21 protein-coding genes are annotated in these 21,501 nt (G+C 65.5%); 10 read left to right on the top strand and 11 right to left on the bottom strand.

All coding sequences use genetic code 11. From position 1 onward, the window contains the following. Positions 1-51: 51 nt before the first annotated feature. The gene (locus tag E8E95_RS25540) at positions 52-1,329 is read left to right on the top strand and encodes an acetyl-CoA C-acetyltransferase (protein WP_280354852.1); all 1,278 of its coding nucleotides are present in this window, start codon (positions 52-54) and stop codon (positions 1,327-1,329) included. Between the two features lie 115 nt (positions 1,330-1,444). Here the strand turns inward: E8E95_RS25540 and E8E95_RS25535 are convergent, their stop codons facing one another. Then, complete coding sequence (locus E8E95_RS25535) at positions 1,445-1,774, bottom strand: hypothetical protein (RefSeq protein ID WP_280354850.1); 330 nt, start codon at positions 1,772-1,774, stop codon at positions 1,445-1,447. A gap of 233 nt (positions 1,775-2,007) precedes the next feature. Beyond that, positions 2,008-3,012 carry a bile acid:sodium symporter family protein gene (locus E8E95_RS25530; RefSeq protein WP_280354848.1) on the bottom strand — a complete coding sequence of 335 codons (1,005 nt, stop codon included), beginning with the start codon at positions 3,010-3,012 and terminating at the stop codon, positions 2,008-2,010. An 81-nt stretch (positions 3,013-3,093) separates the two neighbouring features. Here E8E95_RS25530 and E8E95_RS25525 point away from each other — a divergent pair, with 81 nt between their 5' ends. Next, entirely contained in the window at positions 3,094-3,882 is a 789-nt protein-coding gene (locus E8E95_RS25525) for a helix-turn-helix transcriptional regulator (protein ID WP_280354847.1), read from the top strand. Between the two features lie 127 nt (positions 3,883-4,009). Here E8E95_RS25525 and E8E95_RS25520 read toward each other — a convergent pair whose 3' ends face one another. Next, positions 4,010-4,291 (bottom strand): DUF2218 domain-containing protein, encoded by a 282-nt coding sequence (locus E8E95_RS25520; RefSeq protein ID WP_280354844.1) that lies wholly within the window; start codon positions 4,289-4,291, stop codon positions 4,010-4,012. Between the two features lie 11 nt (positions 4,292-4,302). Then, a complete protein-coding gene (locus E8E95_RS25515; RefSeq protein WP_280354843.1) occupies positions 4,303-4,944 on the bottom strand; it encodes an NAD(P)-dependent oxidoreductase in 642 nt (213 codons plus the stop codon). A gap of 101 nt (positions 4,945-5,045) precedes the next feature. Here E8E95_RS25515 and E8E95_RS25510 point away from each other — a divergent pair, with 101 nt between their 5' ends. The 4 genes from E8E95_RS25510 (at position 5,046) to E8E95_RS25495 (ending at position 8,665) form a co-directional block, all read left to right on the top strand. Continuing rightward, positions 5,046-5,939, top strand: coding sequence for a LysR family transcriptional regulator (locus E8E95_RS25510; RefSeq protein WP_280354842.1), 894 nt, complete (start codon positions 5,046-5,048; stop codon positions 5,937-5,939). Positions 5,940-6,011: 72 nt separating this feature from the next. Continuing rightward, positions 6,012-6,905, top strand: coding sequence for a PA4780 family RIO1-like protein kinase (locus tag E8E95_RS25505; RefSeq protein ID WP_280354840.1), 894 nt, complete (start codon positions 6,012-6,014; stop codon positions 6,903-6,905). Positions 6,906-6,971: 66 nt separating this feature from the next. Next, on the top strand, positions 6,972-7,436 hold the full coding sequence (gene bfr, locus E8E95_RS25500; protein WP_280354839.1) for a bacterioferritin: 465 nt from the start codon (positions 6,972-6,974) through the stop codon (positions 7,434-7,436). Positions 7,437-7,762: 326 nt separating this feature from the next. Then, entirely contained in the window at positions 7,763-8,665 is a 903-nt protein-coding gene (locus tag E8E95_RS25495; protein WP_280354838.1) for an EamA family transporter, read from the top strand. On the opposite strand, the gene cueR is transcribed toward E8E95_RS25495, so the two are convergent. From cueR to E8E95_RS25480, 3 genes are all read right to left on the bottom strand, one after another. After that, positions 8,631-9,032, bottom strand: coding sequence for a Cu(I)-responsive transcriptional regulator (gene cueR, locus E8E95_RS25490; RefSeq protein WP_280354836.1), 402 nt, complete (start codon positions 9,030-9,032; stop codon positions 8,631-8,633). The genes E8E95_RS25495 and cueR overlap by 35 nt on opposite strands. 112 nt (positions 9,033-9,144) lie before the next feature. Then, positions 9,145-11,529: a heavy metal translocating P-type ATPase gene (locus E8E95_RS25485; protein WP_280354835.1), complete on the bottom strand. Its 2,385-nt coding sequence runs from the start codon at positions 11,527-11,529 to the stop codon at positions 9,145-9,147. 61 nt (positions 11,530-11,590) lie between these two features. Continuing rightward, positions 11,591-11,962, bottom strand: coding sequence for a hypothetical protein (locus E8E95_RS25480; protein ID WP_280354834.1), 372 nt, complete (start codon positions 11,960-11,962; stop codon positions 11,591-11,593). Between the two features lie 108 nt (positions 11,963-12,070). On the opposite strand from E8E95_RS25480, the gene E8E95_RS25475 reads away from it, so the two are divergent. Further along, a complete protein-coding gene (locus E8E95_RS25475; protein WP_069085773.1) occupies positions 12,071-12,268 on the top strand; it encodes a cation transporter in 198 nt (65 codons plus the stop codon). Between the two features lie 113 nt (positions 12,269-12,381). Here the strand turns inward: E8E95_RS25475 and E8E95_RS25470 are convergent, their stop codons facing one another. After that, on the bottom strand, positions 12,382-13,002 hold the full coding sequence (locus E8E95_RS25470) for a TetR family transcriptional regulator (RefSeq protein ID WP_077525455.1): 621 nt from the start codon (positions 13,000-13,002) through the stop codon (positions 12,382-12,384). A gap of 145 nt (positions 13,003-13,147) precedes the next feature. Here E8E95_RS25470 and E8E95_RS25465 point away from each other — a divergent pair, with 145 nt between their 5' ends. The 3 genes from E8E95_RS25465 (at position 13,148) to E8E95_RS25455 (ending at position 18,871) form a co-directional block, all read left to right on the top strand. Beyond that, the gene (locus E8E95_RS25465; protein ID WP_280354831.1) at positions 13,148-14,323 is read left to right on the top strand and encodes an efflux RND transporter periplasmic adaptor subunit; all 1,176 of its coding nucleotides are present in this window, start codon (positions 13,148-13,150) and stop codon (positions 14,321-14,323) included. 13 nt (positions 14,324-14,336) lie between these two features. Further along, a complete protein-coding gene (locus tag E8E95_RS25460) occupies positions 14,337-17,486 on the top strand; it encodes an efflux RND transporter permease subunit (protein ID WP_280354829.1) in 3,150 nt (1,049 codons plus the stop codon). Positions 17,487-17,680: 194 nt separating this feature from the next. Further along, entirely contained in the window at positions 17,681-18,871 is a 1,191-nt protein-coding gene (locus E8E95_RS25455) for a Bcr/CflA family multidrug efflux MFS transporter (protein WP_280354827.1), read from the top strand. Here E8E95_RS25455 and E8E95_RS25450 read toward each other — a convergent pair. The 3 genes from E8E95_RS25450 to E8E95_RS25440 all read right to left on the bottom strand — a co-directional run bounded on the left by E8E95_RS25450 (position 18,868) and on the right by E8E95_RS25440 (position 21,447). Beyond that, complete coding sequence (locus tag E8E95_RS25450; protein WP_120655344.1) at positions 18,868-19,047, bottom strand: hypothetical protein; 180 nt, start codon at positions 19,045-19,047, stop codon at positions 18,868-18,870. The two genes, E8E95_RS25455 and E8E95_RS25450, sit on opposite strands and share 4 nt — an antisense overlap. A 106-nt stretch (positions 19,048-19,153) precedes the next feature. Continuing rightward, positions 19,154-20,167: a PAS domain S-box protein gene (locus E8E95_RS25445; RefSeq protein WP_280354825.1), complete on the bottom strand. Its 1,014-nt coding sequence runs from the start codon at positions 20,165-20,167 to the stop codon at positions 19,154-19,156. A gap of 266 nt (positions 20,168-20,433) precedes the next feature. Beyond that, positions 20,434-21,447 (bottom strand): zinc-binding alcohol dehydrogenase family protein, encoded by a 1,014-nt coding sequence (locus E8E95_RS25440; RefSeq protein ID WP_280354823.1) that lies wholly within the window; start codon positions 21,445-21,447, stop codon positions 20,434-20,436. Between the last annotated feature and the right edge of the window lie 54 nt (positions 21,448-21,501).

Below are 21,501 nucleotides of genomic sequence, written 5' to 3'. Positions count from 1 at the left end.
AGTCTTGTACCCGACACTGCATCCCGCAAACCCTCATCGCAAGGAGTCACCATGGCCCAGCTTCGCCGGGTCGCCATCGTCGGCGGCAACCGCATCCCCTTCGCCCGCTCCAACACCGTCTACGCCACGGCGAGCAACCAGGACATGCTGACCAGCGCCCTGGAGGGCCTGGTGGAACGCTTCAACCTGCACGGCGTGCGCGTGGGCGAGTTCGCCGCCGGTGCGGTGCTCAAGCACTCCCGCGATTTCAATCTGGCCCGTGAATGCGTGCTCGGTTCGCGCCTGGCGCCGGAAACTCCGGCCTACGATATCCAGCAGGCCTGTGGCACTGGCCTGGAGGCCGCCATCCTGGTGGCCAACAAGATCGCCCTGGGCCAGATCGAATGCGGCATCGCCGGCGGGGTGGACACCACCTCCGACGCGCCCATCGGCGTGCATGAGGAGCTGCGCAAGATCCTGCTGGAAGCCAACCGTGGCAAGACCACCGGCGACAAGATCAAGACCTTGCTGAAGGTGCGTCCGCGTCACCTGGCGCCGAACATCCCGCGCAATGGCGAGCCGCGTACCGGGCTGTCCATGGGCGAGCATTGCGAGCTGATGGCGCAGACCTGGGCCATCCCCCGCGATGAGCAGGACCAACTGGCCATCGCCAGCCACCAGAAGCTCGCGGCGGCCTATGCCGAAGGCTGGCAGAACGACCTGATGAGCCCCTTCCGTGGCCTGAACCGCGACCAGAACCTGCGCCCGGACATCAATGCCGAAAAGCTGGCGGGCCTAAAGCCGGTGTTCGAGCCCAGCCCGCGCGGCACCCTCACGGCGGCCAACTCGACGCCGCTGACCGACGGCGCCTCGGTGGTGCTGCTGGCCAGCGAAGAGTGGGCCAAGGCACGCGGGCTGCCGGTCCTGGCCTACTTCCGCGACGGCGAAGCGGCGGCGGTGGATTTCGTCAGTGGCGAGGAAGGCCTGTTGATGGCACCGGTCTACGCAGTGCCGCGCCTGCTCGCGCGCAACAACCTGTGCCTGCAGGACTTCGATTACTACGAGATCCACGAAGCCTTCGCGGCCCAGGTGCTTTGCACCCTCAAGGCCTGGGAGGACGCCGACTACTGCAAGAGCCGTCTCGGTCTGGACAATCCGCTGGGGTCCATCGACCGCAGCAAGATGAACGTCAAAGGCAGCTCGCTCGCCGCCGGACACCCCTTCGCGGCTACTGGCGGGCGCATCGTCGCCAACCTGGCCAAGCTGCTTTCGGTGGCGGGTGAGGGGCGGGGACTCATCTCGATTTGCGCTGCAGGCGGCCAGGGTGTGACCGCGATCCTGGAAAAGTAATCCAATACCCGTGGCGGCAAGTCATCGCCGCCACGCGATGTAAGCAACTCCGTGATTTAGGGCGGCCCGCAATGTCGGGGCCGCCCTTTTTTTTGTCGGGCGGGTGGGACGGCTTTCAGCCATCGATCAACACGCCGCCCTTGACGATCTTCACCTGCTGATGGCGCTCAAGGCGCACCGGATCGCGGCCGGTGATGCTCCAGCCCTGGTCGAGCAGCTTTTCGATGTGCTTGCGCATGACGTGAAAGCCGCGTCTTTCCTGCGGCACGTCGCGGCGGCGCTTGAGCACCACCCACTGACCGGCGACGTACTCGATCCAGGGAGCGTCGGGTATTTCCCTACGGTCGGCCGCGGCCGGCAGGCTGCTCTTGAAGATGGTTTCTTCGGGGAACAGCAACTCGGTAAGGCTTGGTTCGTGTTCGCACAGCAGCCTGGGGTCAGTCATTTCGAAACAACCTCCCTATTGCACGATTGCGTTTGGACGCGGGTTGCCGTCCGGGCCTGGAGCTGGGTGTATCACCGTTGCAACAGGTGCAGAGCAATGGCTGTGCCACAAGCGCCGCACCGCTCTGGGCTGGGGCTTGCAGGGGAGGCGGGGCGCTTTGCCGCGCCGGGACTGGGGATTGGGACTCAGGAGTGGGGCAACCCTCACCCCCCGGCGGGGTGAGGGGGCGCTGATCAGGCTGCGGCGGCGGTCGGGGCCTGTCCACGCAGCGAATAGCGTTCGGCCATGACGGCGCAGACGATCAGCTGCATCTGGTGGTAGAGCATGATCGGCAGGAGGATCAGACCGAGGGCCGGGCTGGCGCCGAAAATGATGGCGGCCATGGGCGCGCCCGCCGCGAGGGATTTCTTGGTGGCGCAGAACACGGCGGCGATCTCGTCTTCATGGTTGAAACCCAGGCTGCGCGCCGAGCGGGTGGTGAGCCAGAGCATCAGGGCCAGCAGCAGGGCGCAGCCGACGAACGCCACGACCAGGGTTTCCGGGCCTTGCTGCTGCCACACGCCACCGGCCACCGAATCGCTGAAGGACGCGAACACCAGCAGCAGGATCACCAGCTTGTCGAAGATGCCGGTGTAGCGTTTGTAGCGGGCGAAGAACTTGCCCCACAGCGGGCGCAGTATCTGTCCCAGCACCAGCGGAAAGAGCAGCAGGAGGCTGAGGTCGAGCAGGGTCTGGCCGAGGTCGATGCCGCCGTTGGCGTCGGCCACCAGGCTGATCAGCCAGGGCGTCAGGAACACCCCCAGCAGGCTCGACAGGCTGGCATTGAGGATGGCCGCCGGGACATTGCCCCCTGCGCTGCCGGTGAGTGCCACGGACGAGGAAATGGTCGAGGGCAGGGCGCAGAGGTAGAAGAATCCAAGCATCAGCGCAGGCGGTACCTGGCCTCCCAGCAACTTGTTCGCGGCGAGCCAGAACAGCGGGAAGATGGCGAAGGTGAAGACCTGCACCATCACATGCAGGCGCCAGTTGCCCAGGCCTTTCCTGATCTGCTCGGTGGAGAGGTTGATGCCATGGAGGAAGAACACCAGGAAGACCCCGGCATTGATCAGGCTGCCGGCATGCAGGGTGCCGCCATGCTTGCCGACGTTGGGGAACAACCAGGCCAGGGTGACCGCCAGCAGCATGCCGCCGAGGAACCAGTCGGTGACCAGGCGTTTCAGGGGTTTGAGTGCCGACATGGAGCCTCCGGATTCGCGCGAACTTGAGGCCGGAGACTAGCGGGCGCAGAATTCGGCCGTCTAACGACATGGGATCAACAGATGTCGCCAAACGGACAACATGACCTGCAACGCCAGATTCCTCGGCTCGAACATTTGCCGCGGCCTCTGTACGCCCGCGCGGAGAGCCTGCGCGCCGGCTCCTGGACGGCTCGCCACAGCCACGACTGGGTGCAGCTCTCCTACGCCATCAGCGGCGTGCTGGGCGTGCACACCGCCGCGGGCAGCTTCTACGCCCCGCCGCACTGGGCGATCTGGGTGCCGGCCGGGCTGGATCATGAGGTGGTGAGCTCGATGAACGCCGAAATGCGCAGCCTCTACGTGCGCCGCGACGCCAGTGCCTGGGCGCCGGAGCGCTGCCGGGTGCTGGAAGTGACGCCGCTGGCGCGGGAGCTGATCAAGTCGTTCTGTGAGCTGCCGGTGGAGTACCCCGAGGGCGACAGCACGGAGGCGCGGTTGGTGGCGGTCCTGCTGGACCAGCTCCAGGCGCTGCCCGAGGCAGGCTTTTCCCTGCCGATGCCGGCCGAGGCGCGCCTCTTGCGCTTGTGCAGCGAACTGGTGGCGCAGCCCGATCTTGCCCATAGCCTGGGGGAATGGGCGCTGCGGCTGAATACATCGGAGAAGACCCTGACCCGTGCCTTCCAGCGCGAGACGGGACTGAGCTTCCGGCAATGGCGCCAACGCCTGCGCCTGCTGGCTGCCTTGCAGCCCCTGGAGGGCGGCGCCAGCGTCACCGAGGTGGCCCTGGCCAGCGGCTACGAATCACCGTCGGCCTTCATTGCCGCATTCAAGGGGTTGTTCGGCGTGACCCCGGGTGAGTTGTTTCGGTAGGTGCAGGCGATGGATTGTGCATTTGTGGGGACGATTTCAATCGCTATGGGCGGCGTAGCTGCCCCAATAGATTCCAGGGCAGTCCTTCGGCCTGCTTAGCGAATGAATTCGCCCCCACAGGAAGGGATCAGGTCCACTCCAGCGTCAGCTCTTCCTGCCAGGCAACTCGCACGAAGTGGCTGCCGACGATGTCCTTCAGGCGTTCCAGGCCTTCGCTGGATTCGCTTTCCACGGCCAGGGTCAGGCCATCGCCTTCGGCGCGCAGCAGGCCGAGGCCTAGGTCGAATTCGATGCGGCCCTGCTGGTCGTCATGGCTCACCGGCACGCGGTGGGCGAAGTGCTTGCACAGGCGGGTGATGTAGCGCGCCGGGGTGGCGGTGGCGACGTGGGCGGATGCGGTCAGGGTCATGGGCAGGTTCCTCAGTAGCCAACGGTGAAACGTTGGCGGATGTGTTGGGGTTGCTCCAGCTCGTCGACGATGGCGACGGCGAGGTCAGCCACCGAGATGCGCGCCGGATGGTCGCCGCTCATCAGCAGCTGGTCGCCTCCGACGCGGAAGCGGCCGGTACGCTCGCCCGGCTCCAGCAGGGCAGGCGGGGAAATGAAGGTCCAGTCAAGGTCGTGAGCTTCGCGGATCAGGTTGAGCGCCTGGCGTGCACCTTCAGCGCCTTCCTTGTACGCGGCAGGGAACTCCGGGGTATCGATCAGTTGCAGGTCGGGCGCGACATAGAGGCTGCCGGCTCCGCCGACCACCAGCAGGCGCTTCAGGCCGGCCTGACGGACGCCCGCGAAAATGCTTTGGGTGCCTTCGATGAACAGCTCACGAATCTTCGCCTTGCCCCAGCCGGGATTGAAGGCGTGCACCACGGCGTCGTGGCCGCTCACGGCTCGGGCGATGTTGGCGGCGTCATAGGCGTCGCCTTTCACGGCGTCGAGGTTGGCGTGCTGCGGGAGTTTTTCCGGGTGGCGGACGATGGCGGTCACTTCATGGCCGCGCTGCAGGGCTTCGCTGAGGACGGCGGAGCCGACGAAACCGGTGGCACCGATCAGGGCGATTTTCATGTGCATCTCCATGCAGGGTTGCGAGGTGGCGCATAATCGCTGCTGGATAATCGGCGGAAAAAGTACCGAAAGGTGCTTTCACAATTAAGCAGGGCTTACGAATGGAGCAGCTCAAGCGCATGGCGGTGTTCGCCACCGTGGTGGAACGCGGCAGCATGGTGGGCGCGGCCGAAGTGCTGGGCATGACGGCCTCGGCGGTCAGCCAACAGATACGCAAGCTGGAAGACGAAACCCAGGTCAGCCTGCTGCATCGCACCACGCGCAAGCTGACCCTGACCGAGGCCGGCGCGGTGTTCTACAAGAGCTGCGCCCAGGTGCTGGAGCTGGCGCAGCAGGCCGAGCAGCGCCTGGCGGAGCTGCGCGATGCGCCGGTGGGCGAGCTGCGCATCGCCGCCCCGGTGGGTTTCTCCACCGGCATGTTGACCGAGGCGCTGGCGCCACTGCTGGAAGCCCATCCGGGCCTGAGCCTGCAATTGTTCTTCCACGACGAGCAGATCGACCTGGTGGAGCAGCGCATCGATCTCGCCATCCGCGTCGGTCCTCAGGACGATTCCAGCCTGGTGGCCCGGCATCTCGCCGACTGGCCGGCGGTGCTCTGTTGCGCACCGGCCTACCTGGCCCGGAGTGGCCCGATCCAGCGCCCTGAGCGGCTGCTGGAGTTGGACTGGATCAGCCTCAACGGCGAGCGCCAGCAGCACCAGGTGACGTTCACCGGCTCCGCTGGCGAGCAGCAGCGGCTGCGCCTGGAACCGCGCGTCGCGTGCAACAACATCCTCGCAGTGCGCAGCTTCACCCTGGCCGGGCTGGGTATTTCGTTGCAACCCGAACCGGAAGTCCGCGAGGAACTGGCCAGCGGCCGGCTGCTGGCACTGCTGCCGGAATGGCAGCCGAGGCCCGTCGGCCTGTACATCGTCACCCCGCGTCGTGATGCGCTGCCGGCCAAGGTGCGTTACGCCATCGAAGCCCTTCGTCGCGGTCTTTTGCGTCGTGGATAGCCGCCGCTGCCCGCATGCCGTATAACGTCGGCCCATCCTCTCCGTCCCTTTTTAGGCACTCGCTGCACCTGCATGAAGACCCCGAAACGCCTTGAGCCATTGCTGGAAGATGGCCTGATCGATGAAGTCCTGCGCCCGCTCATGAGCGGCAAGGAAGCCTCCGTGTACGTGGTGCGCTGCGGCAGCGAGCTGCGTTGCGCCAAGGTCTACAAGGAGGCCAACAAGCGCGGTTTCCGCCAGGCCGCCGAGTACCAGGAAGGCCGCAAGGTGCGTAACAGCCGCGATGCCCGGGCCATGGCCAAGGGCTCGAAGTACGGCCGTCGCGAACGCGAGGAAACCTGGCAGAACGCCGAGGTGGCCGCGCTGTTCCGCCTGGCCAACGCCGGGGTGCGGGTGCCCAAGCCCTACGATTTCCTCGACGGCGTGTTGCTCATGGAACTGGTCAGTGACGGTGAAGGCGATGCCGCGCCGCGCCTGAATGATGTCGACCTGACGCCTGAAGACGCGCGCGAATTCCACGGCTTCATGATCGGCGAGATCGTCAAGATGCTCTGCGCCGGCCTGGTCCATGGCGACCTGTCCGAGTTCAACGTGCTGCTCGACCCCTATGGTCCGGTGATCATCGATCTGCCCCAGGCCGTGGATGCCGCCGGCAACAACCACGCCTTCCGCATGCTGGAGCGAGATGTCGGTAACATGGCCGAGTATTTCGGCCAGTTCGCCCCCGAGTTGAAGTTCACCCGCTATGCCAAGGAAATGTGGGCGCTCTTCGAGGAGGGCAAGCTGACGCCGGAAAGCCCGCTCACCGGCCAGTTCGACGAACCCGAGGATGCTGCCGACCTGGATGCGGTGATGCGCGAGATCAAGGCTGCCCTGGCCGACGAAGCCCGGCGCCAGGCCGCGCTGGCCGAGCTGGACGCGCCGCAGGTGGTCGAAGAACCGACCCCGCCCTGGATGCGCGGCTGAGCGTCACTTGACCTGGCAGGATCGCCGCACGATCCTTGCTCATTGGTTTTTTCAGGAGATGTGCAGATGCAAGGCCAAGCCGAAGTGGTTGACTACCTCAAGGACCTGTTGCGCGGCGAGCTGGCCGCCCGTGACCAGTACTTCCTGCATTCGCGGATGTACCAGGACTGGGGCTTCAACAAGCTCTTCGAGCGCATCAACCATGAGATGGAAGAAGAGACCCAGCACGCCGATGCCCTGCTGCAGCGCATCCTCTTCCTCGAAGCCACCCCGGACATGCGCCCGCGCACCATCCATCCCGGCCAGACCGTGCCGGACATGCTGCGCGCCGACCTCAAGCTGGAGTACGAAGTCCGTGCCGCGCTGAGCAAGGGCATCACCCTGTGCGAGAAGCACAAGGACTACATGAGCCGCGACATCCTCGCCGCCCAGCTCAAGGACACCGAAGAAGATCACGCCTACTGGCTGGAACAGCAGCTCGGCATGATCGACCGCATCGGCCTGCAGAATTACCTGCAATCGCAGGTGTGAGGGTTTCAGGTTGAAAGAAAGGGCCGCAAACGCGGCCCTTTCTTTTTGGGCGTCGTTCCGCCGCCTTTCGCGAATGAATTCGCTCCCACAGGGAGGGAGCGGCAGGTGCGCTCGCAGTTGCCGGCGCGAGTCACCCCTCGCCCGCGTGCGGGAGAGGGGCCGGGGGTGAGGGCAGGTGGGAGTGGCACGGTCTCGAAGGGCAGCCGCGAATGAATTCGCCCCCACACAAGACCCCACACAGCCCACCACAATTTTCCCGCCCATCTGTATCCATACATTTCCGCGCCCGGCTGCTAGCGTGTGCCTGAACTTCCGGAGCTCTCGCGATGCCTCTCCCGCACATTCTCCTGGCCCTGCTGGTCACCCTGATCTGGGGCGTCAACTTCGTGTTCATCAAGGTAGGCCTGGAGGACTTCCCGCCGCTGCTGTTCTGCGCCCTGCGCTTCGCCCTCGCGGCGCTGCCGCTGCTGTTCCTGCGCGGGCCGATGCCGGCGCCGTTCTGGCGCATCGTGCAGATTGGCGTCCTGCTCGGAGTGATCAAGTTCGGCATCCTGTTCGTGGGCATGCACATGGGGATGCCGGCGGGCCTGTCGTCGCTGGTGCTGCAGAGCCAGGTGTTCTTCACCATCCTGCTTGCCGCCCTGTTCCTCGGCGAGCGTCCCAGCCCTCGGAGCCTGGTGGGGCTGGTGCTGGCGGCGTCTGGCCTGGTGCTGATCGGGCTCGACCGGCCGATGGGGAATAGCCTGGTGGCGTTCATGATGGTGATCGCCGCCGCGCTGGCCTGGGCTTTCTCCAACATCGCCACCAAGCGCAGCGGTGCGACGGACATGCTGCGGCTGATCTGCTGGGTCAGCCTGATCCCGCCGTTACCGCTGCTGGCGCTTTCCTATCTGCTGGAGGGGCCGGAGGCCATAGTGGCGGCCCTGACCCATCCCAGCTGGGGCGGGATTGGCGCGCTGCTCAACGTCGCCTTCCTCGCCACCACCGTCGGTTACGGCTTGTGGAGTTTCCTGCTGCATCGCTACCCGGCCAGTCTGGTGACGCCCTTCGCCCTCGCGGTGCCGGTATCCGGCCTGCTGGCCGGTTGGCTGTTGCTGGGCGAAGAACTCAGCACGAGCGGCTGGCTCGCCTGCGTACTGGTGTTCGCCGGCCTCGCGATCACGGTGCTACCCAAGTCGGTGATCGATCGTGTCTTCAGTGGCAGCAGCCGCCTGACTCCAGATCCTTGAGGATCGGGCAGTCCGGGCGGTGGTCGCCCTGGCAATGGTCCACCAGTTCCTGAAGGGTGTCGCGCAGGCCAGCGAGCTCGGCGATCTTGCGGTTCAGCGCCTCGATATGGTCGCGGGCCAGTTCCTTCACGTCGGCGCTGGCGCGTTGGCGGTCCTGCCAGAGCTGCAGCAGTCGGCCCACCTCTTCCAGTGAGAACCCCAGGTCCCGCGAGCGCTTGATGAACGCCAGAGTGTGCAGGTCCTGGCTGCTGTATTGGCGGTAACCGCTGTCGCTACGCCCGGCTTCGGGCAACAGACCGATGCCTTCGTAGTAACGAATCATCTTCGCGGTCAGCCCGCTCTTCTTTGCGGCTTGGCCGATGTTCATGGGTATTTCCTCTCTTGTGCACGCTCTCGACCGTAGGAGCGAGCTTGCTCGCGAACCTTCGCCAGCAAGCTGGCTCCTACAGGAGCGCACCCTACAAAACACGGTGCCAATTTCATTCGTCCGGTTTCCAGGTTTTCAGCAGCAGTGCGTTGCTCACCACGCTGACGCTGGACAGCGCCATGGCCGCGCCCGCCACCGCGGGGCTGAGCAGGCCGGCGGCGGCCAGGGGGATGCCGATCAGGTTGTAGATGAAGGCCCAGAACAGGTTCTGGCGGATCTTCGCATAGGTCCGCCGGGAGATATCCAGGGCTGCCGGAACCAGGCGCGGGTCGCCGCGCATCAGGGTGATGCCGGCGGCATGCATGGCCACGTCCGTACCGCCGCCCATGGCGATGCCGACGTCGGCAGCGGCGAGGGCAGGGGCGTCGTTGATGCCGTCGCCGACCATCGCCACAACCGCTCCCTCGGCCTTGAGCGCCGCCACCGTGGCGGCCTTGTCCGCCGGCAGCACTTCGGCATGCACCGACTCGATGCCCAGGGCCTCGGCCACCACTCGCGCGCTGCCGCGGTTGTCGCCGGTGATCAGGTGGCTGTGGATATCCCGTTCGCGCAGGGCGGTCACGGCCTGCACCGCGCCCTCCTTGAGCGTGTCACCGAAAGCGAAAAGTCCGAGGACACGTGGCTCGGGGTTCAGCTCCAGCAACCACGACAGGGTGCGACCCTCGGCTTCCCATGCCTTGGCCTGGCTGGCCAGGTCGCCTGCCGGGAGCCGTTGTTCGTCCAGCAGGCGGCGGTTACCCAGGGCGAGCAGGCGGCCCTTCACCCGGCCCTCGATGCCGCGGCCGGCCAGCGCGCGGCTGTCGTCCACGGCTGGAGCCTCCAGGCCCCGCTCGGCGCAGGTATCCAGTACCGCCTTGGCCAGCGGATGTTCGCTGCCGCGTTGCAGCGCGCCGGCCAGTTGCAGCAGTTCGTTCTCGTCGCCATTCGCCGCCACCAGGTGAGCGATGCGAGGGCTACCGGAGGTGAGGGTGCCGGTCTTGTCGAAGGCCACGGCCTTCACCGCATGGGCGACTTCCAGCGCTTCGGCGTCCTTGATCAGGATGCCGTGGCGTGCCGCCACACCGGTGCCGGCCATGATCGCGGTGGGATTGGCCAGGCCGAGGGCGCAGGGGCAGGCGATCACCAGCACGGCAACGGCGTTGATCAGTGCGGTTTCGATGCCCGCACCCGCCAGCAACCAGCCGGCGAGGGTAGCCAGGGCGATCAGCAGCACCGCCGGGACGAATACCTGGCTGACGCGGTCCACCAGTTTCTGGATCGGCGCCTTGGCCGCCTGGGCGTCTTCCACCAGGCGGATGATCCGTGCCAATACCGTCTCGCCGCCGAGCGCCGTGGTACGTATCAGCAAGCGCCCTTCGCCATTGATGGCACCTGCGGTGACGCGGTCGCCGGGCTGTTTGGGCACGGGCAGGCTTTCTCCGCTGATCAGGGCTTCATCGGCGTGGCTTTGGCCCTCGCTCACTTCACCATCGGCGGGGAAGCGCTCGCCGGGTTTCACCACGAGCAAGTCACCCAGTAGCAAGGCGGCGATGGCAACCTCCTCCTCGACGCCATCCCGCAAACGGGTAGCGCGTTCCGGACGCAGGGCCTCCAGGGCGCGGATGGCCGCGCTGGTCTGGCGCTTGGCGCGGCTTTCCAGGTACTTGCCCAGCAGGACCAGGGCGATGACGACTGCCGAGGCTTCGAAATAGAGGTGCGGCGTATGACCGGGATGCGCGGTCCACCACTGGTAGAGACTGAGGCCGTAGCCGGCACTGGTGCCGATGGCCACCAGCAGGTCCATGTTGCCGGCGCCGGCTTTCACCGCCTTCCAGGCTGCGCGGTAGAAGCGCGCACCGAGGATGAACTGCACGGGCGTCGCCAGGGCGAACTGCACCCAGGACGGCAGCATCCAGTGCAGGCCGAACCATTCCAGCAGCATGGGCACCACCAGCGGCAGGGCGAGTGCGAGGGCCAGCAGGACGGCCCAGCGTTCGCGGTGCAAGCGGGCTTCGGCGTCGTCCGCTGGCGGCCGGTCTTCGTCCACCAGGCTGGCGGTGTAGCCAGCAGCCTCCACGGCCTGAATCAGGCGGGCGTTGTCGGGCTGCCCGAAGAATTCCAGGTGTGCGCGTTCACTGGCCAGGTTCACGGTCACATCGGCCACCCCCGGCACCTTGCGCAGGGCGCGTTCCACGCGGCCGACGCAGCTTGCGCAGGTCATGCCGCCGATGGCCAGTTCCAGGCGTTGAGCGGGCACCTGGTAGCCGGCGGCTTCCACGGCTGCCACCAGGGCCGGCAGGCTGTCGCCCGAGGCCTGGATGCGTGCCTGCTCGGTGGCCAGGTTGACGCTGGCGGCCTCAACGCCCGGCACCTTGGCCAGGGCGCGCTCCACGCGGCCGGCGCAGCTGGCGCAGGTCATCCCGGTTATGGGCAGGTCGAAGGCAGTTGGGTTGGTCATGGGTCGATCCTCCTTGGCATGGGCCTAGGATCAACCTTGACACAAGGGAAAGGTCAAGCGGTCATTGCACGGCGGAAGTCGGTACCAGGTAGAGACCTTCGGTGCTCTGCGCCAGGCGGTATTTGCGTACCTCGCCGGCCGACAAGGTAATGGTCTGCTGGCGCAGCTGCTCGATGCCCGGTTTGCAGCGCCCGGGACCGAGCAGGCTCAGGCGGATCGACAGGGGGCCCGGCGGCAGGTTGAAGGAGACTATCTGGCCCTGCACCAGCCGCGCGGCCAACTGGTCTTCCAGATAGAGGCCGACGTCGCAGGCCGTGGCGAGTTCCAGGCGCTCCCGGGAGACGATCAGCACGCCATAGTCGACCGGAGGCTGGGCCTGGGCCAGCAGCGGAGCCGCCAGAAAGGCGAGCAGGGCGGGGCGGAAGCCGTACATGGCGGAAGTCTCCTACAGGACGTTCAACCAGTGTAGGACCAGCCCTTGACCTTGCCACGGTGGAAAGGATGAGACTGGCGACAGGTTCCACTCACAAGGAGAACGACCATGCAGGTATTCAAGGTTCAAGGCATGTCTTGCGGACATTGTGTCCGTGCCATCACCCAGGCCGTGCAGGCCCGCGACCAGGCCGCCGAAGTGCAGGTGGACCTGGCGGCCGGTGAAGTGCGGGTGGCCAGCCGGCTGGCGGAGGAGCAGGTCCTGGAAGCGATTCGCGAAGAGGGCTATCAGGCCGAGGCAGCCTGAAGTCCGTACCCTGTGGGGGCGATTTCAATCGCCAAGCGGACCGCAGGTTCGCCATTCGGGCCTCGCGGGGCGGCTGCGCCGCCCTTGGCGAATGAATTCGCCCCTACGGGATTTCAGTCCCAGTCTTTCACCAGTCCCCGGAACAGCGCATCCACCATCGGCTCGGCATCGATCAGCGGGTCGAACAGGGCGGGGTCGCGTGTCCAGTCACTGAAGAGTCCAATCACCAGTCCATGTACGGCTCGGGACGCTTGTAGCGGGGTGATGCCCGGGCGCAGGCGCTCGCGGCAGGCGGGGCGGGCGAACAAGGCTTCGCAAAGCTGGATGAACTGGTCGACGAAGGCGTAATGGCGTTCCTCGGCCTCGCGCAGTTCTTCGGTGAATTCGCAGCGATGCAGCAGGATGTTGAAGATGCGCTTGCGCTGCTCGTCCCGCGCCAGGTTGACGATGGCCTCCAGGCACAGATCGCGCAGCGACAGCATCGGGTCCTGGCCATTGCAGCCGCACAGCCGTTCAGTCATCTGCTCCTGGGGCAAGCGCACCTGGGACAGCATCTCGTGGAACAGATGGGCCTTGTTCTGGAAATGCCAGTAGACTGCCCCACGGGTCACCCCGGCGGCGCGCGCGATCTGTTCCAGTGACGTGTGCGCCACGCCGTTCTCCAGGAACAGGTGTTCGGCGGCGTCGAGGATTGCGCCTCGGGTTTTCTCTGCTTCTTCTTTCGTTCTGCGCATAGCAGTTGGGCCAATAGTGACTAGGCTTCTTGTTTGGGGAGCGGAGTGTACCGATTTTGCCGGGACATGACCGTTACAAACACAAATGAATGTATAGCTTAACGCCTGCTTCATTTGCCGATTCGGCACCGTATGGAGACACCTTATGCCGTTTACCCGCAGCCTTCCCCTCAGCCTCGCACTTCTCGCCGCAAGTGCCAGTTTCGCCGGTCTCGCCGGCGCTGCTGATGCACCCGGCGGCGCACCCCCTGCGCCTGAGGTGGTAGTGGAAACCGCCAAGGCCGCGCCGCTGCCACTGGTCCTCGAGTATGCAGGGCGGACAGCGGGCTTTCGCGAAGTGGAGGTGCGGGCGCAAGTCAGCGGCATCCTTCAGCAGCGTACTTACACAGAAGGCAGCCGCGTGAAGCAGGGCCAGATCCTGTTCCGTATCGACCCGCGCACCTACGAGGCAGCGCTGGCACGGGCCAAGGGTGCGCTCGCCCAGGAACAGGCGCGCTACCGGCAGACGGAACGCGACCTGAAGCGTACCCGCGAGCTGCAGAAGAAGGGCTTTGCCAGTGAAAGCGAACTGGACAACGCGATTTCCAACTTCGAGCAGAGCAAGGCCAACGTCGAGGCCGCGCAGGCCGAGGTGAAGGCCCGTCAGATCGACCTCGACTACACCACGGTGGAAGCGCCCATTTCCGGCATGACCAGCAAGGAAACCCGGTCCGAGGGCAGCCTCATCGTGGCGGGTGACCCGAACGGAAGCCTGCTGACCCAACTGACCCAGCTCGATCCGATCTACGTCAATTTCGCCTACCCGGATACAGAGGCCGAACGCCTGCGCGAAGGCGTGAAGACGGGCAAGGTCGAGCTGCCGCCAGATGGGTTGCTCAGCGCTGATCTGAGGTTCGGCGATGGTTCCACCTACCCGCTCTCCGGCCGGGTCGATTTCACCGACAGTTTCGTCAACACCGGCACCGGCACCGTCAGTGCGAGGGCCGTGGTGCCCAATCCGGAGCAGAAGCTGCTGCCCGGCATGTTCGTACGCGTGCTGGTGAAAGGCTTCACCCGTCCCCAGGCCATCACCCTGCCGGAACGTGCCCTGGCCCAAGGGCCGCGCGGCACCTTCGTCTATGTGGTGGACAAGGACGGCATGGCGCGGGTGCGCCAGGTGAAGACCGGCGATACCCGCGATGGCCGCTGGGTGATCGAGTCCGGCGTCACCGATGGCGACCGCGTGATAGTCGAGGGCCTGCCCAAGGTTCGTCCTGACTCGCCGGTGAAGGCCGTGGAGGCCAGCCAGTCTCCTGCCGCGCAAGCTGCCAAGCAATCCTGAAGGAGCGCCTAACGTGATCTCGCGCTTCTTCATCGACCGACCGGTATTCGCCGCGGTCATCTCCATCGTGATCGTGCTCGCCGGCCTTGCCGCCATGCGTGCGCTGCCCATTGCCCAGTACCCGGAAATCCTCCCGCCGCAGGTGTCGGTCACGGCGGTTTATCCAGGTGCCAGTTCCCAGGTGATCGCGGAAACCGTTGCCGCGCCCCTCGAGCAGGAAATCAACGGCGTCGAGGGCATGATCTACCAGCTGTCCAACTCCGACAGCAGCGGTGCCATGAGCCTGACCGTGTATTTCGAAGTAGGCCGCGACCCCGACCAGGCCACCATCGACGTCAACAACAAGGTCCAGGCTGCACTTGCCAAGTTGCCCGAAGAGGTGCGCCGGCAGGGCGTGAAGGTGGAGAAGAAGTCATCCGACATCCTCCAGGTAGTCACCCTCTACTCGCCGGACAACTCCCGCGACCCGATCTTCATCAGCAACTATGCGCTGATCAACGTGATCGACGAACTGAAGCGGATTCCCGGCGTGGGCGACGCCAGCCAGTTCGGCTCCAAGGACTATTCCATGCGCGTCTGGCTGCGGCCGGACAAGCTGGCGCAGTACGACCTCACGCCGACCGACGTGGTCAATGCCATCCGCGAGCAGAACTCCCAGTTCGCCGCCGGCAGCTTCGGCCAGCAACCGCTGAACCAGGCCCAGGACTTCACCTACACGGTGACCACCCAGGGCCGTTTCACCGATCCCAAGGAGTTCGAGGGCGTCATCCTGCGCTCCGACGCCACCGGCGCCAGCCTGCTGCTGAAAGACGTGGCACGGGTGGAACTGGGGGCCCAGGACTACTCCCTGATGACCTCCCTCAATGGCCAGCAGAACGCCGCCTTCGGTATCTACCTGCAGCCCGGCGCCAACGCCCTGGACACCGCAGACGCGGTGAAGTCGACCATGGAACGGCTGGCCAAGCGCTTCCCTGAGGGCATCGCCTACAAGATCCCTTACGACACCACCAAGTTCGTCCAGGTCTCCATCGAAGAGGTGATCAAGACCTTCTTCGAAGCGCTGTTGCTGGTGGTGCTGGTGGTGTTCATCTTCCTGCAGAACTGGCGCGCTACGCTGATCCCGGTGCTGGCGATCCCGGTGTCCCTGGTGGGCACCTTCGCCGGCATGTACATGCTCGGATTCTCCATCAACCTGCTGACGCTGTTCGGCATGGTGCTGGCCATCGGCATCGTGGTGGACGACGCCATCGTGGTGATCGAGAACGTCGAACGGGTGATGTCGGCCAAGAAGATCGGCCCGCGCGAAGCGGCCATCGAGGCCATGGAAGAGGTGACCGGCCCGATCGTCGCCATCGTGCTGGTGCTCTGTGCGGTGTTCATCCCTGTGGGCTTCCTCGGGGGCCTGGCGGGGCAGATGTACCAGCAGTTCGCAATCACCATTGCGGTATCCGTGGTGATTTCCGGCATCGTCGCGCTGACCCTGTCGCCAGCGCTCTGCGCCCTGATGCTCAAGCCCACCCATGGTGAGCCGGCGGCGCCGTTCCGCTGGTTCAACACCTTCTTCGAGCGCATGACCAATGGCTATGGCGCCGGGGTGCAGTTCTTCCTCAAGCGTTCGCTGATTGGCCTGCTGCTGTTCGGCGGGATGATCGCGCTGCTGGTCATCCTCTTCGGGCGGGTGCCTGGCGCGCTGGTGCCGGACGAGGACCAGGGCTATGTGCTCAACGCCTACTTCCTGCCGCCGGCGGCATCGCTGACCCGCACCGAAGAACTCACCAGCACGGTAACCGAGGAGCTGATGAAGCACCCGGCGGTGCAGGACGTGGTCACCTTCGCCGGCTTCGACATCCTCACCTTCGGCACCCGCAGCAACGCCGGGGTGTCCTTCGTGCCGCTGAAGGACTGGAGCGAGCGCACCACACCGGAACTCGATGCGCGCAACCTCACCCACACCTTCATGCAGATGGGCGCCGGACAGAAGGACGGCATCGTGATGTCGTTCAACCCGCCGCCGATCACCGGCATGAGTACCACCGGCGGTTTCGAGTCCTACATCCAGGACCGCAGCGGCGGCACCGTGCAGCAACTGCAGGCGGTCGTGCAGAAGTTCGTCGCGGCGGCTTCCAAGCGTCCTGAACTGGCGGGGGTGAACACCACCTTCAACGCCAACGTGCCGCAGTACTACATCGACCTCGACCGCACCAAGGCGCGTGCCCTGGGCGTGGCGATCAACGATGTCTTCACCGCCATGCAATCCACCTTCGGCAGCTACTACGTCAACGACTTCACCCTCTACGGGCGGACCTGGCAGGTGAGCCTGCAGTCGGAGCCGGAGTTCCGCCGCAAGCCGGATGACCTCAACCAAGTCTATGTGCGTTCGGCCTCTGACGATCTGGTGCCGCTGTCATCCTTGGTGCGGGTGGAGCGCATCCTCGGCCCGGACTCCTACGCGCGCTTCAACGTCTATCCGGCCGCCAAGGTGCTCGGCGGGCCGGCACCGGGCTACAGCTCGGGCCAGGCACTGGAGGCGATGCAGGAGGTGGCGAACGAAGTGCTGGGTGAGGACTACAGCCTCGGCTGGATCGGTTCCGCCTACCAGGAGCTCGCGTCCCACGGCTCCGGCAGCACGGCATTCGTCTTCGGCCTGATCATGGTGTTCCTCATCCTCGCCGCCCAGTACGAACGTTGGACCCTGCCGCTGGCGGTCGTCACCGCCGTACCCTTCGCGGTGTTCGGCGCCATCCTCGCGGTGTGGTTGCGGGGCATCCAGAACGACGTTTACTTCCAGGTCGGCCTGGTGACCCTGATCGGCCTCGGGGCGAAGAACGCCATCCTCATCGTCGAGTTCGCGGTGCTTTGCCGCGAACAGGGCATGGGGCCGGTGCAGGCGGCTCTGGAAGCGGCCAAGCTGCGTTTCCGTCCGATCGTGATGACCTCCCTGGCCTTCATCCTCGGTTGCGTGCCGTTGGCCATCAGCTCCGGTGCGGGCTCGGCGAGCCGCCACTCCATCGGCACCGGGGTGATCGGCGGGATGCTTGCAGCAACCATGCTGGCGACCTTCCTCATCCCCATGTTCTTCATGCTGGTGGAGAAGGCTTCGGACTGGTTGGAAAGCAGGAAGGCGCCCAAGACGCCCAAGGCCGAGGAGGTCCACGAGGGCTAGTCGGCTATAGAGAATTGTGGGGGCGAATTCATTCGCTGATGGGCGCGCAGCGCCCACTTTCGGACTGCAGCGCCAAACCTGCCGGTCCGGTTAGCGAATGAATTCGCCCCCACAGAAAAGCTGCTCCGCCGCAGTCCCATTCACCCCTGTTACTATCTGGCGCCTTGTCCGCAATGGATGGCGCCCGATACACCATGACTTTCCGCATCCTCCTCCTTCTAGGCGCCCTCAGCGCTTTTGGCCCCATGGCCATCGACTTCTACCTGCCCAGTTTCCCGGCGCTCGCCAAAGCCTTCGCCACCGACGTGGAGCATGTGCAGCTCACCTTGGCGTCCTACTTCATTGGCCTGGCGCTCGGCCAACTGATCTATGGCCCGCTGGCGGACCGCTTCGGGCGGCGGCCACCGTTGCTGGTGGGGGTGACTATCTTCACCCTGGCTTCGGTCGCCTGCGCCCTGGCGCCCAGCCTGGAGTGGCTGATTGGCGCGCGCTTCGTCCAGGCCCTGGGTGGCTGCGCGGGGATGGTGGTGTCGCGGGCGGTGGTGCGTGATCTCTGCGATCCCATCGCCTCGGCCAAGGCCTTCTCGCAGTTGATGCTGGTGATGGGGTTGGCGCCTATCCTGGCGCCCCTGGGCGGAGGACTTCTGCTGGAGCTGTTCGGCTGGCAATCGATCTTCTGGGGCCTGACGCTATTCAGCGCGCTGGTGCTGCTGGGCATCGCCGCCTGGCTGCCGGAGACGCTTTCCAACGTCACGCCACGTGCGCCGTTGAATGGTGCGCTCGGGCAGTACCGTCGGTTGTTCGGCGACTGGCAGTTTCTCGCCTATGGCATGACCGGTGGTTTCGCCATCGCCGGGATGTTCGCCTACATCGCCGGCTCGCCCTTCGTTTTCATCGAACTCTATGGCGTGCCGCCTGAGCACTACGGCTGGCTGTTCGGCTCCAACGCGGCGGGATTCATCCTGGTGGCCCAGATCAATGCCGTGCTGCTCCGTCATCGCGGGCCGTCCTTCTGGATGCGGCGGATGGTCTGGGTCTATCTGGTGTGTGCGCTGGCGCTGTTGGCGGTTTCCAGCCTGCAAACGCAATCGCTGTGGCCGCTACTGTTACCGCTGTTCGGCTGCATCGCCAGCCTGGGGTGCATCCTGCCCAACGGCTCGGCCTGCGCAATGGCTGGCCAGGGTCAGAACGCGGGTAGCGCCTCGGCGTTGATGGGCAGTCTGCAGTTTGGAGTGGCGGCGGGAGCTGCCGCGCTTGTGGGGTGGCTGCACGACGGCACTGCCATGCCCCTGGCCCTGGTCATCAGCCTGTGCGGCTGCGCGGCAGTCGCCTGTTCGTTGCTGACCTGGCGCCTCGACCGTAACGGCCAGGCGCCCCTGGGTTAACTCGCGATCCGTCTAGACCAGTCAGGCAAGACGTGGGGCGCCTTCAGGCGCTCTTCGAGGACGCTGACGAATCGGCGTGCTTCGGCCTCGCTACGAAAGCTCACCGCATGCTGGTCAAGGCAGACTTGCCAGCCGGAACCCTGCGGGGTGGCGGTCGGACGGACAAGAATTTTCACCTCGGTCATCTCCCAATCAAGTGGCGGGGAAGCTGAGTGTAGACCCGGCCAGATGACAGAAAATGACCTGTATCAAGCAGCCGACTGGTGGTCGATACCGTTCGTCCTAGCCCTGTTCGCTGCTGCTTGATTGGCGCTCTGGGGCGTGCTGGGCAAGGCTTTCCAGCAATTCCTGGTAACGATTCTCGCTCTGCCGCAAAGCGTCCCGCGCTGACTTCAGGGCGCTGAAATCGATGTCGACGCAGTAGAGCTCCAACTGGTTGTGCAGGTTGCGCAGCACCAGATGGCTGGAGAACACCGTCACCGGGCTGCCATCGCTGCGTTGCAGGGTCAGTTCACTGGCGGGGACGGCGGGGCCGCCGATCAGCCAGTTGTTGATATCGGCCACCACCTGCTCGCGCATGGCAGGCGGAATGATGAGCTCCTCCAGATGACGCCCCATGGCTTGCTCCAGCGTGTAGCCGTAGAGCTGCTCACTGGCGCGGTTCCAGTAGATCACCCGGCGCTGACGGTCGTAGCCCTGCACCGCGATGCGGGGCGTCTGCTCGAACAACTGGCGGAAGCGTAGTTCGCTGGCGCGCAGGGCCTCCTCGTCGCGCTTCTGGGTACTGATGTCCTGCAGCGTGCCGAATGAGCGGCCATCGGGCTGGACCTCGCCGCGCAAGGCCAGCCACACCGTCTGCCGGTCGCTGGGGAGGTTCAGCCGTGCATTCACCGCAAGGGCCGCGCCTTGCTGGAACAGCGCTTCGAGGCTGCGTTGCACGTTGCCGCGGTCGGCCGGGTGGAAGCGGTTCAGCAGGTCTTCAAGGCTGTCTTCGCCGCCGCAGCCGAGAATGCGCTGGGCGCCCAGGCTCCAGGCGAAACGATGATCGAACTCCCAATTGCCCAGGGTCGCGTCACGCTGCGCCTGCTCCAGTTGCAGGCTGGTGCGCCTCAGTCCTTGGCGCAGGTGCTCGCGGCCCAGGCGGTGGCGGCGTTCGAGGAAGAAGATCAGCAGGGCGCTGAACAGGATCAGTACGAAGACGCTGAGCGGCCCCGCGCCAAGGACCAGGAGCCAGGCGCCGGCGCATAACAGGTAAAGGCCTGCGCGAATGGCGGGCCGCACGACGGTGGGATGCATCCTGAACCCCGGCGGAGCTGAAGCGATGCGGCGTGGCCGGCCGCTGGCGAGACGAGAAAAAGCATAGTCCCTCTGCACTCGCGTACCGGACCGTTCGCCAGCGCATCGGCTCGCCGGTCAGGGCCGGCGATTCGCGAATGAATTCGCTCCCACAGAAGAGATGCGGTGCCTGTCTTGTAGGAGCGAGCTTGCTCGCGAACAGCCCGAGCGCGGTCTTTCGCGAGCAAGCTCGCTCCTACAGAAAAGAAGTCCCCTCACGGACAGGCTCAGAAGCCCTCCAGCACGATCTTGCCCTTGGCCTTGCCACTTTCCAGCAGCGCATGGGCGCGGCGCAGGTTGGTGGCGCTGATGGTGCCAAAGTGCTCGCCCACGGTGGTCTTCAGCACGCCCGCGTCGATCAGTTGGCTGACACGCTCCAGCAGGCGGTGCTGTTCGAGGATGTCCGGCGTCTGGAACATCGAGCGTGTGTACATGAACTCCCAGTGCAGGGACAGGCTCTTGCGCTTGAGCTTGGCCACGTCCAGCGAAGCCGGATCGTCGATCAGACCGAGCCGACCCTGGGGCGCCAGGGCTTCCACCAGCTGATCCAGGTGCTGATCGGTCTGGGTCAGGCTGGCCACGTGGGTGACCTGGGTGAGGCCGGCGCGGCGCAGTTCCTCGGCCAGGGGCTTGCTGTGGTCCAGCACATGGTGGGCCCCCAGTTCGCGGACCCAGGCTTGGGTTTCCGGGCGGGAGGCGGTACCGATCACGGTCAGGCCGGTGAGTTGTCGGGCCAGTTGTACCAGGATCGAACCCACACCACCGGCAGCGCCAACCACCAGCAGGCTCTGGCCCTGGTCGGCCGCTCCCTCGGCGATCTGCAGACGGTCGAACAGCAGCTCCCAGGCGGTGATGGAGGTCAGCGGCAGGGCGGCGGCCTGGGCGAAGTCCAGGCTCTCCGGCATGTGGCCGACGATGCGCTCATCCACCCGATGGACTTCCGCGTTGCCGCCCGGACGAGTCAGGTCGCCGGCGTAGAACACGCGGTCGCCCGGCTGGAACAGGGTGACGTCGCTGCCCACCGCCTTGACCACACCTGCCACGTCCCAGCCCAGCACCTTGGGTTGACCGGCTTCGGGAGGCGCATTGCGGCGGACCTTGGTGTCCACCGGGTTGACCGAAATGGCACGGACCTCCACCAGCAGGTCGTGCGGTCCGGGTTGTGGCTCCGGCAACAGGATGTCCTGCAAGGACTCGGGGTTGTCGATGGGCAGGTTCTGGAAATAGGCGACGGCTTTCATCGGGATTCTCCGCATGGGGCTTGATGCGCCGCATGGTCGGTTATTTCGCTGACG

Origin of the sequence: Pseudomonas sp. BN414, from assembly GCF_029871275.1 — a bacterium.
Taxonomy (GTDB): Bacteria; Pseudomonadota; Gammaproteobacteria; order Pseudomonadales; family Pseudomonadaceae; genus Metapseudomonas; species Metapseudomonas resinovorans_C.
This window is presented reverse-complemented; position numbering and strand designations above follow the sequence as displayed.

Coding starts and splice junctions, on each gene's coding strand:
- E8E95_RS25540 (WP_280354852.1), top strand. CDS start 52: ATGGCCCAGCTTCGCCGGGTCGCCATCGTCGGCGGCAACCGCATCCCC.
- E8E95_RS25535 (WP_280354850.1), bottom strand. CDS start 1,774: ATGACTGACCCCAGGCTGCTGTGCGAACACGAACCAAGCCTTACCGAG.
- E8E95_RS25530 (WP_280354848.1), bottom strand. CDS start 3,012: ATGTCGGCACTCAAACCCCTGAAACGCCTGGTCACCGACTGGTTCCTC.
- E8E95_RS25525 (WP_280354847.1), top strand. CDS start 3,094: ATGTCGCCAAACGGACAACATGACCTGCAACGCCAGATTCCTCGGCTC.
- E8E95_RS25520 (WP_280354844.1), bottom strand. CDS start 4,291: ATGACCCTGACCGCATCCGCCCACGTCGCCACCGCCACCCCGGCGCGC.
- E8E95_RS25515 (WP_280354843.1), bottom strand. CDS start 4,944: ATGAAAATCGCCCTGATCGGTGCCACCGGTTTCGTCGGCTCCGCCGTC.
- E8E95_RS25510 (WP_280354842.1), top strand. CDS start 5,046: ATGGAGCAGCTCAAGCGCATGGCGGTGTTCGCCACCGTGGTGGAACGC.
- E8E95_RS25505 (WP_280354840.1), top strand. CDS start 6,012: ATGAAGACCCCGAAACGCCTTGAGCCATTGCTGGAAGATGGCCTGATC.
- bfr (WP_280354839.1), top strand. CDS start 6,972: ATGCAAGGCCAAGCCGAAGTGGTTGACTACCTCAAGGACCTGTTGCGC.
- E8E95_RS25495 (WP_280354838.1), top strand. CDS start 7,763: ATGCCTCTCCCGCACATTCTCCTGGCCCTGCTGGTCACCCTGATCTGG.
- cueR (WP_280354836.1), bottom strand. CDS start 9,032: ATGAACATCGGCCAAGCCGCAAAGAAGAGCGGGCTGACCGCGAAGATG.
- E8E95_RS25485 (WP_280354835.1), bottom strand. CDS start 11,529: ATGACCAACCCAACTGCCTTCGACCTGCCCATAACCGGGATGACCTGC.
- E8E95_RS25480 (WP_280354834.1), bottom strand. CDS start 11,962: ATGTACGGCTTCCGCCCCGCCCTGCTCGCCTTTCTGGCGGCTCCGCTG.
- E8E95_RS25475 (WP_069085773.1), top strand. CDS start 12,071: ATGCAGGTATTCAAGGTTCAAGGCATGTCTTGCGGACATTGTGTCCGT.
- E8E95_RS25470 (WP_077525455.1), bottom strand. CDS start 13,002: ATGCGCAGAACGAAAGAAGAAGCAGAGAAAACCCGAGGCGCAATCCTC.
- E8E95_RS25465 (WP_280354831.1), top strand. CDS start 13,148: ATGCCGTTTACCCGCAGCCTTCCCCTCAGCCTCGCACTTCTCGCCGCA.
- E8E95_RS25455 (WP_280354827.1), top strand. CDS start 17,681: ATGACTTTCCGCATCCTCCTCCTTCTAGGCGCCCTCAGCGCTTTTGGC.
- E8E95_RS25445 (WP_280354825.1), bottom strand. CDS start 20,167: ATGCATCCCACCGTCGTGCGGCCCGCCATTCGCGCAGGCCTTTACCTG.
- E8E95_RS25440 (WP_280354823.1), bottom strand. CDS start 21,447: ATGAAAGCCGTCGCCTATTTCCAGAACCTGCCCATCGACAACCCCGAG.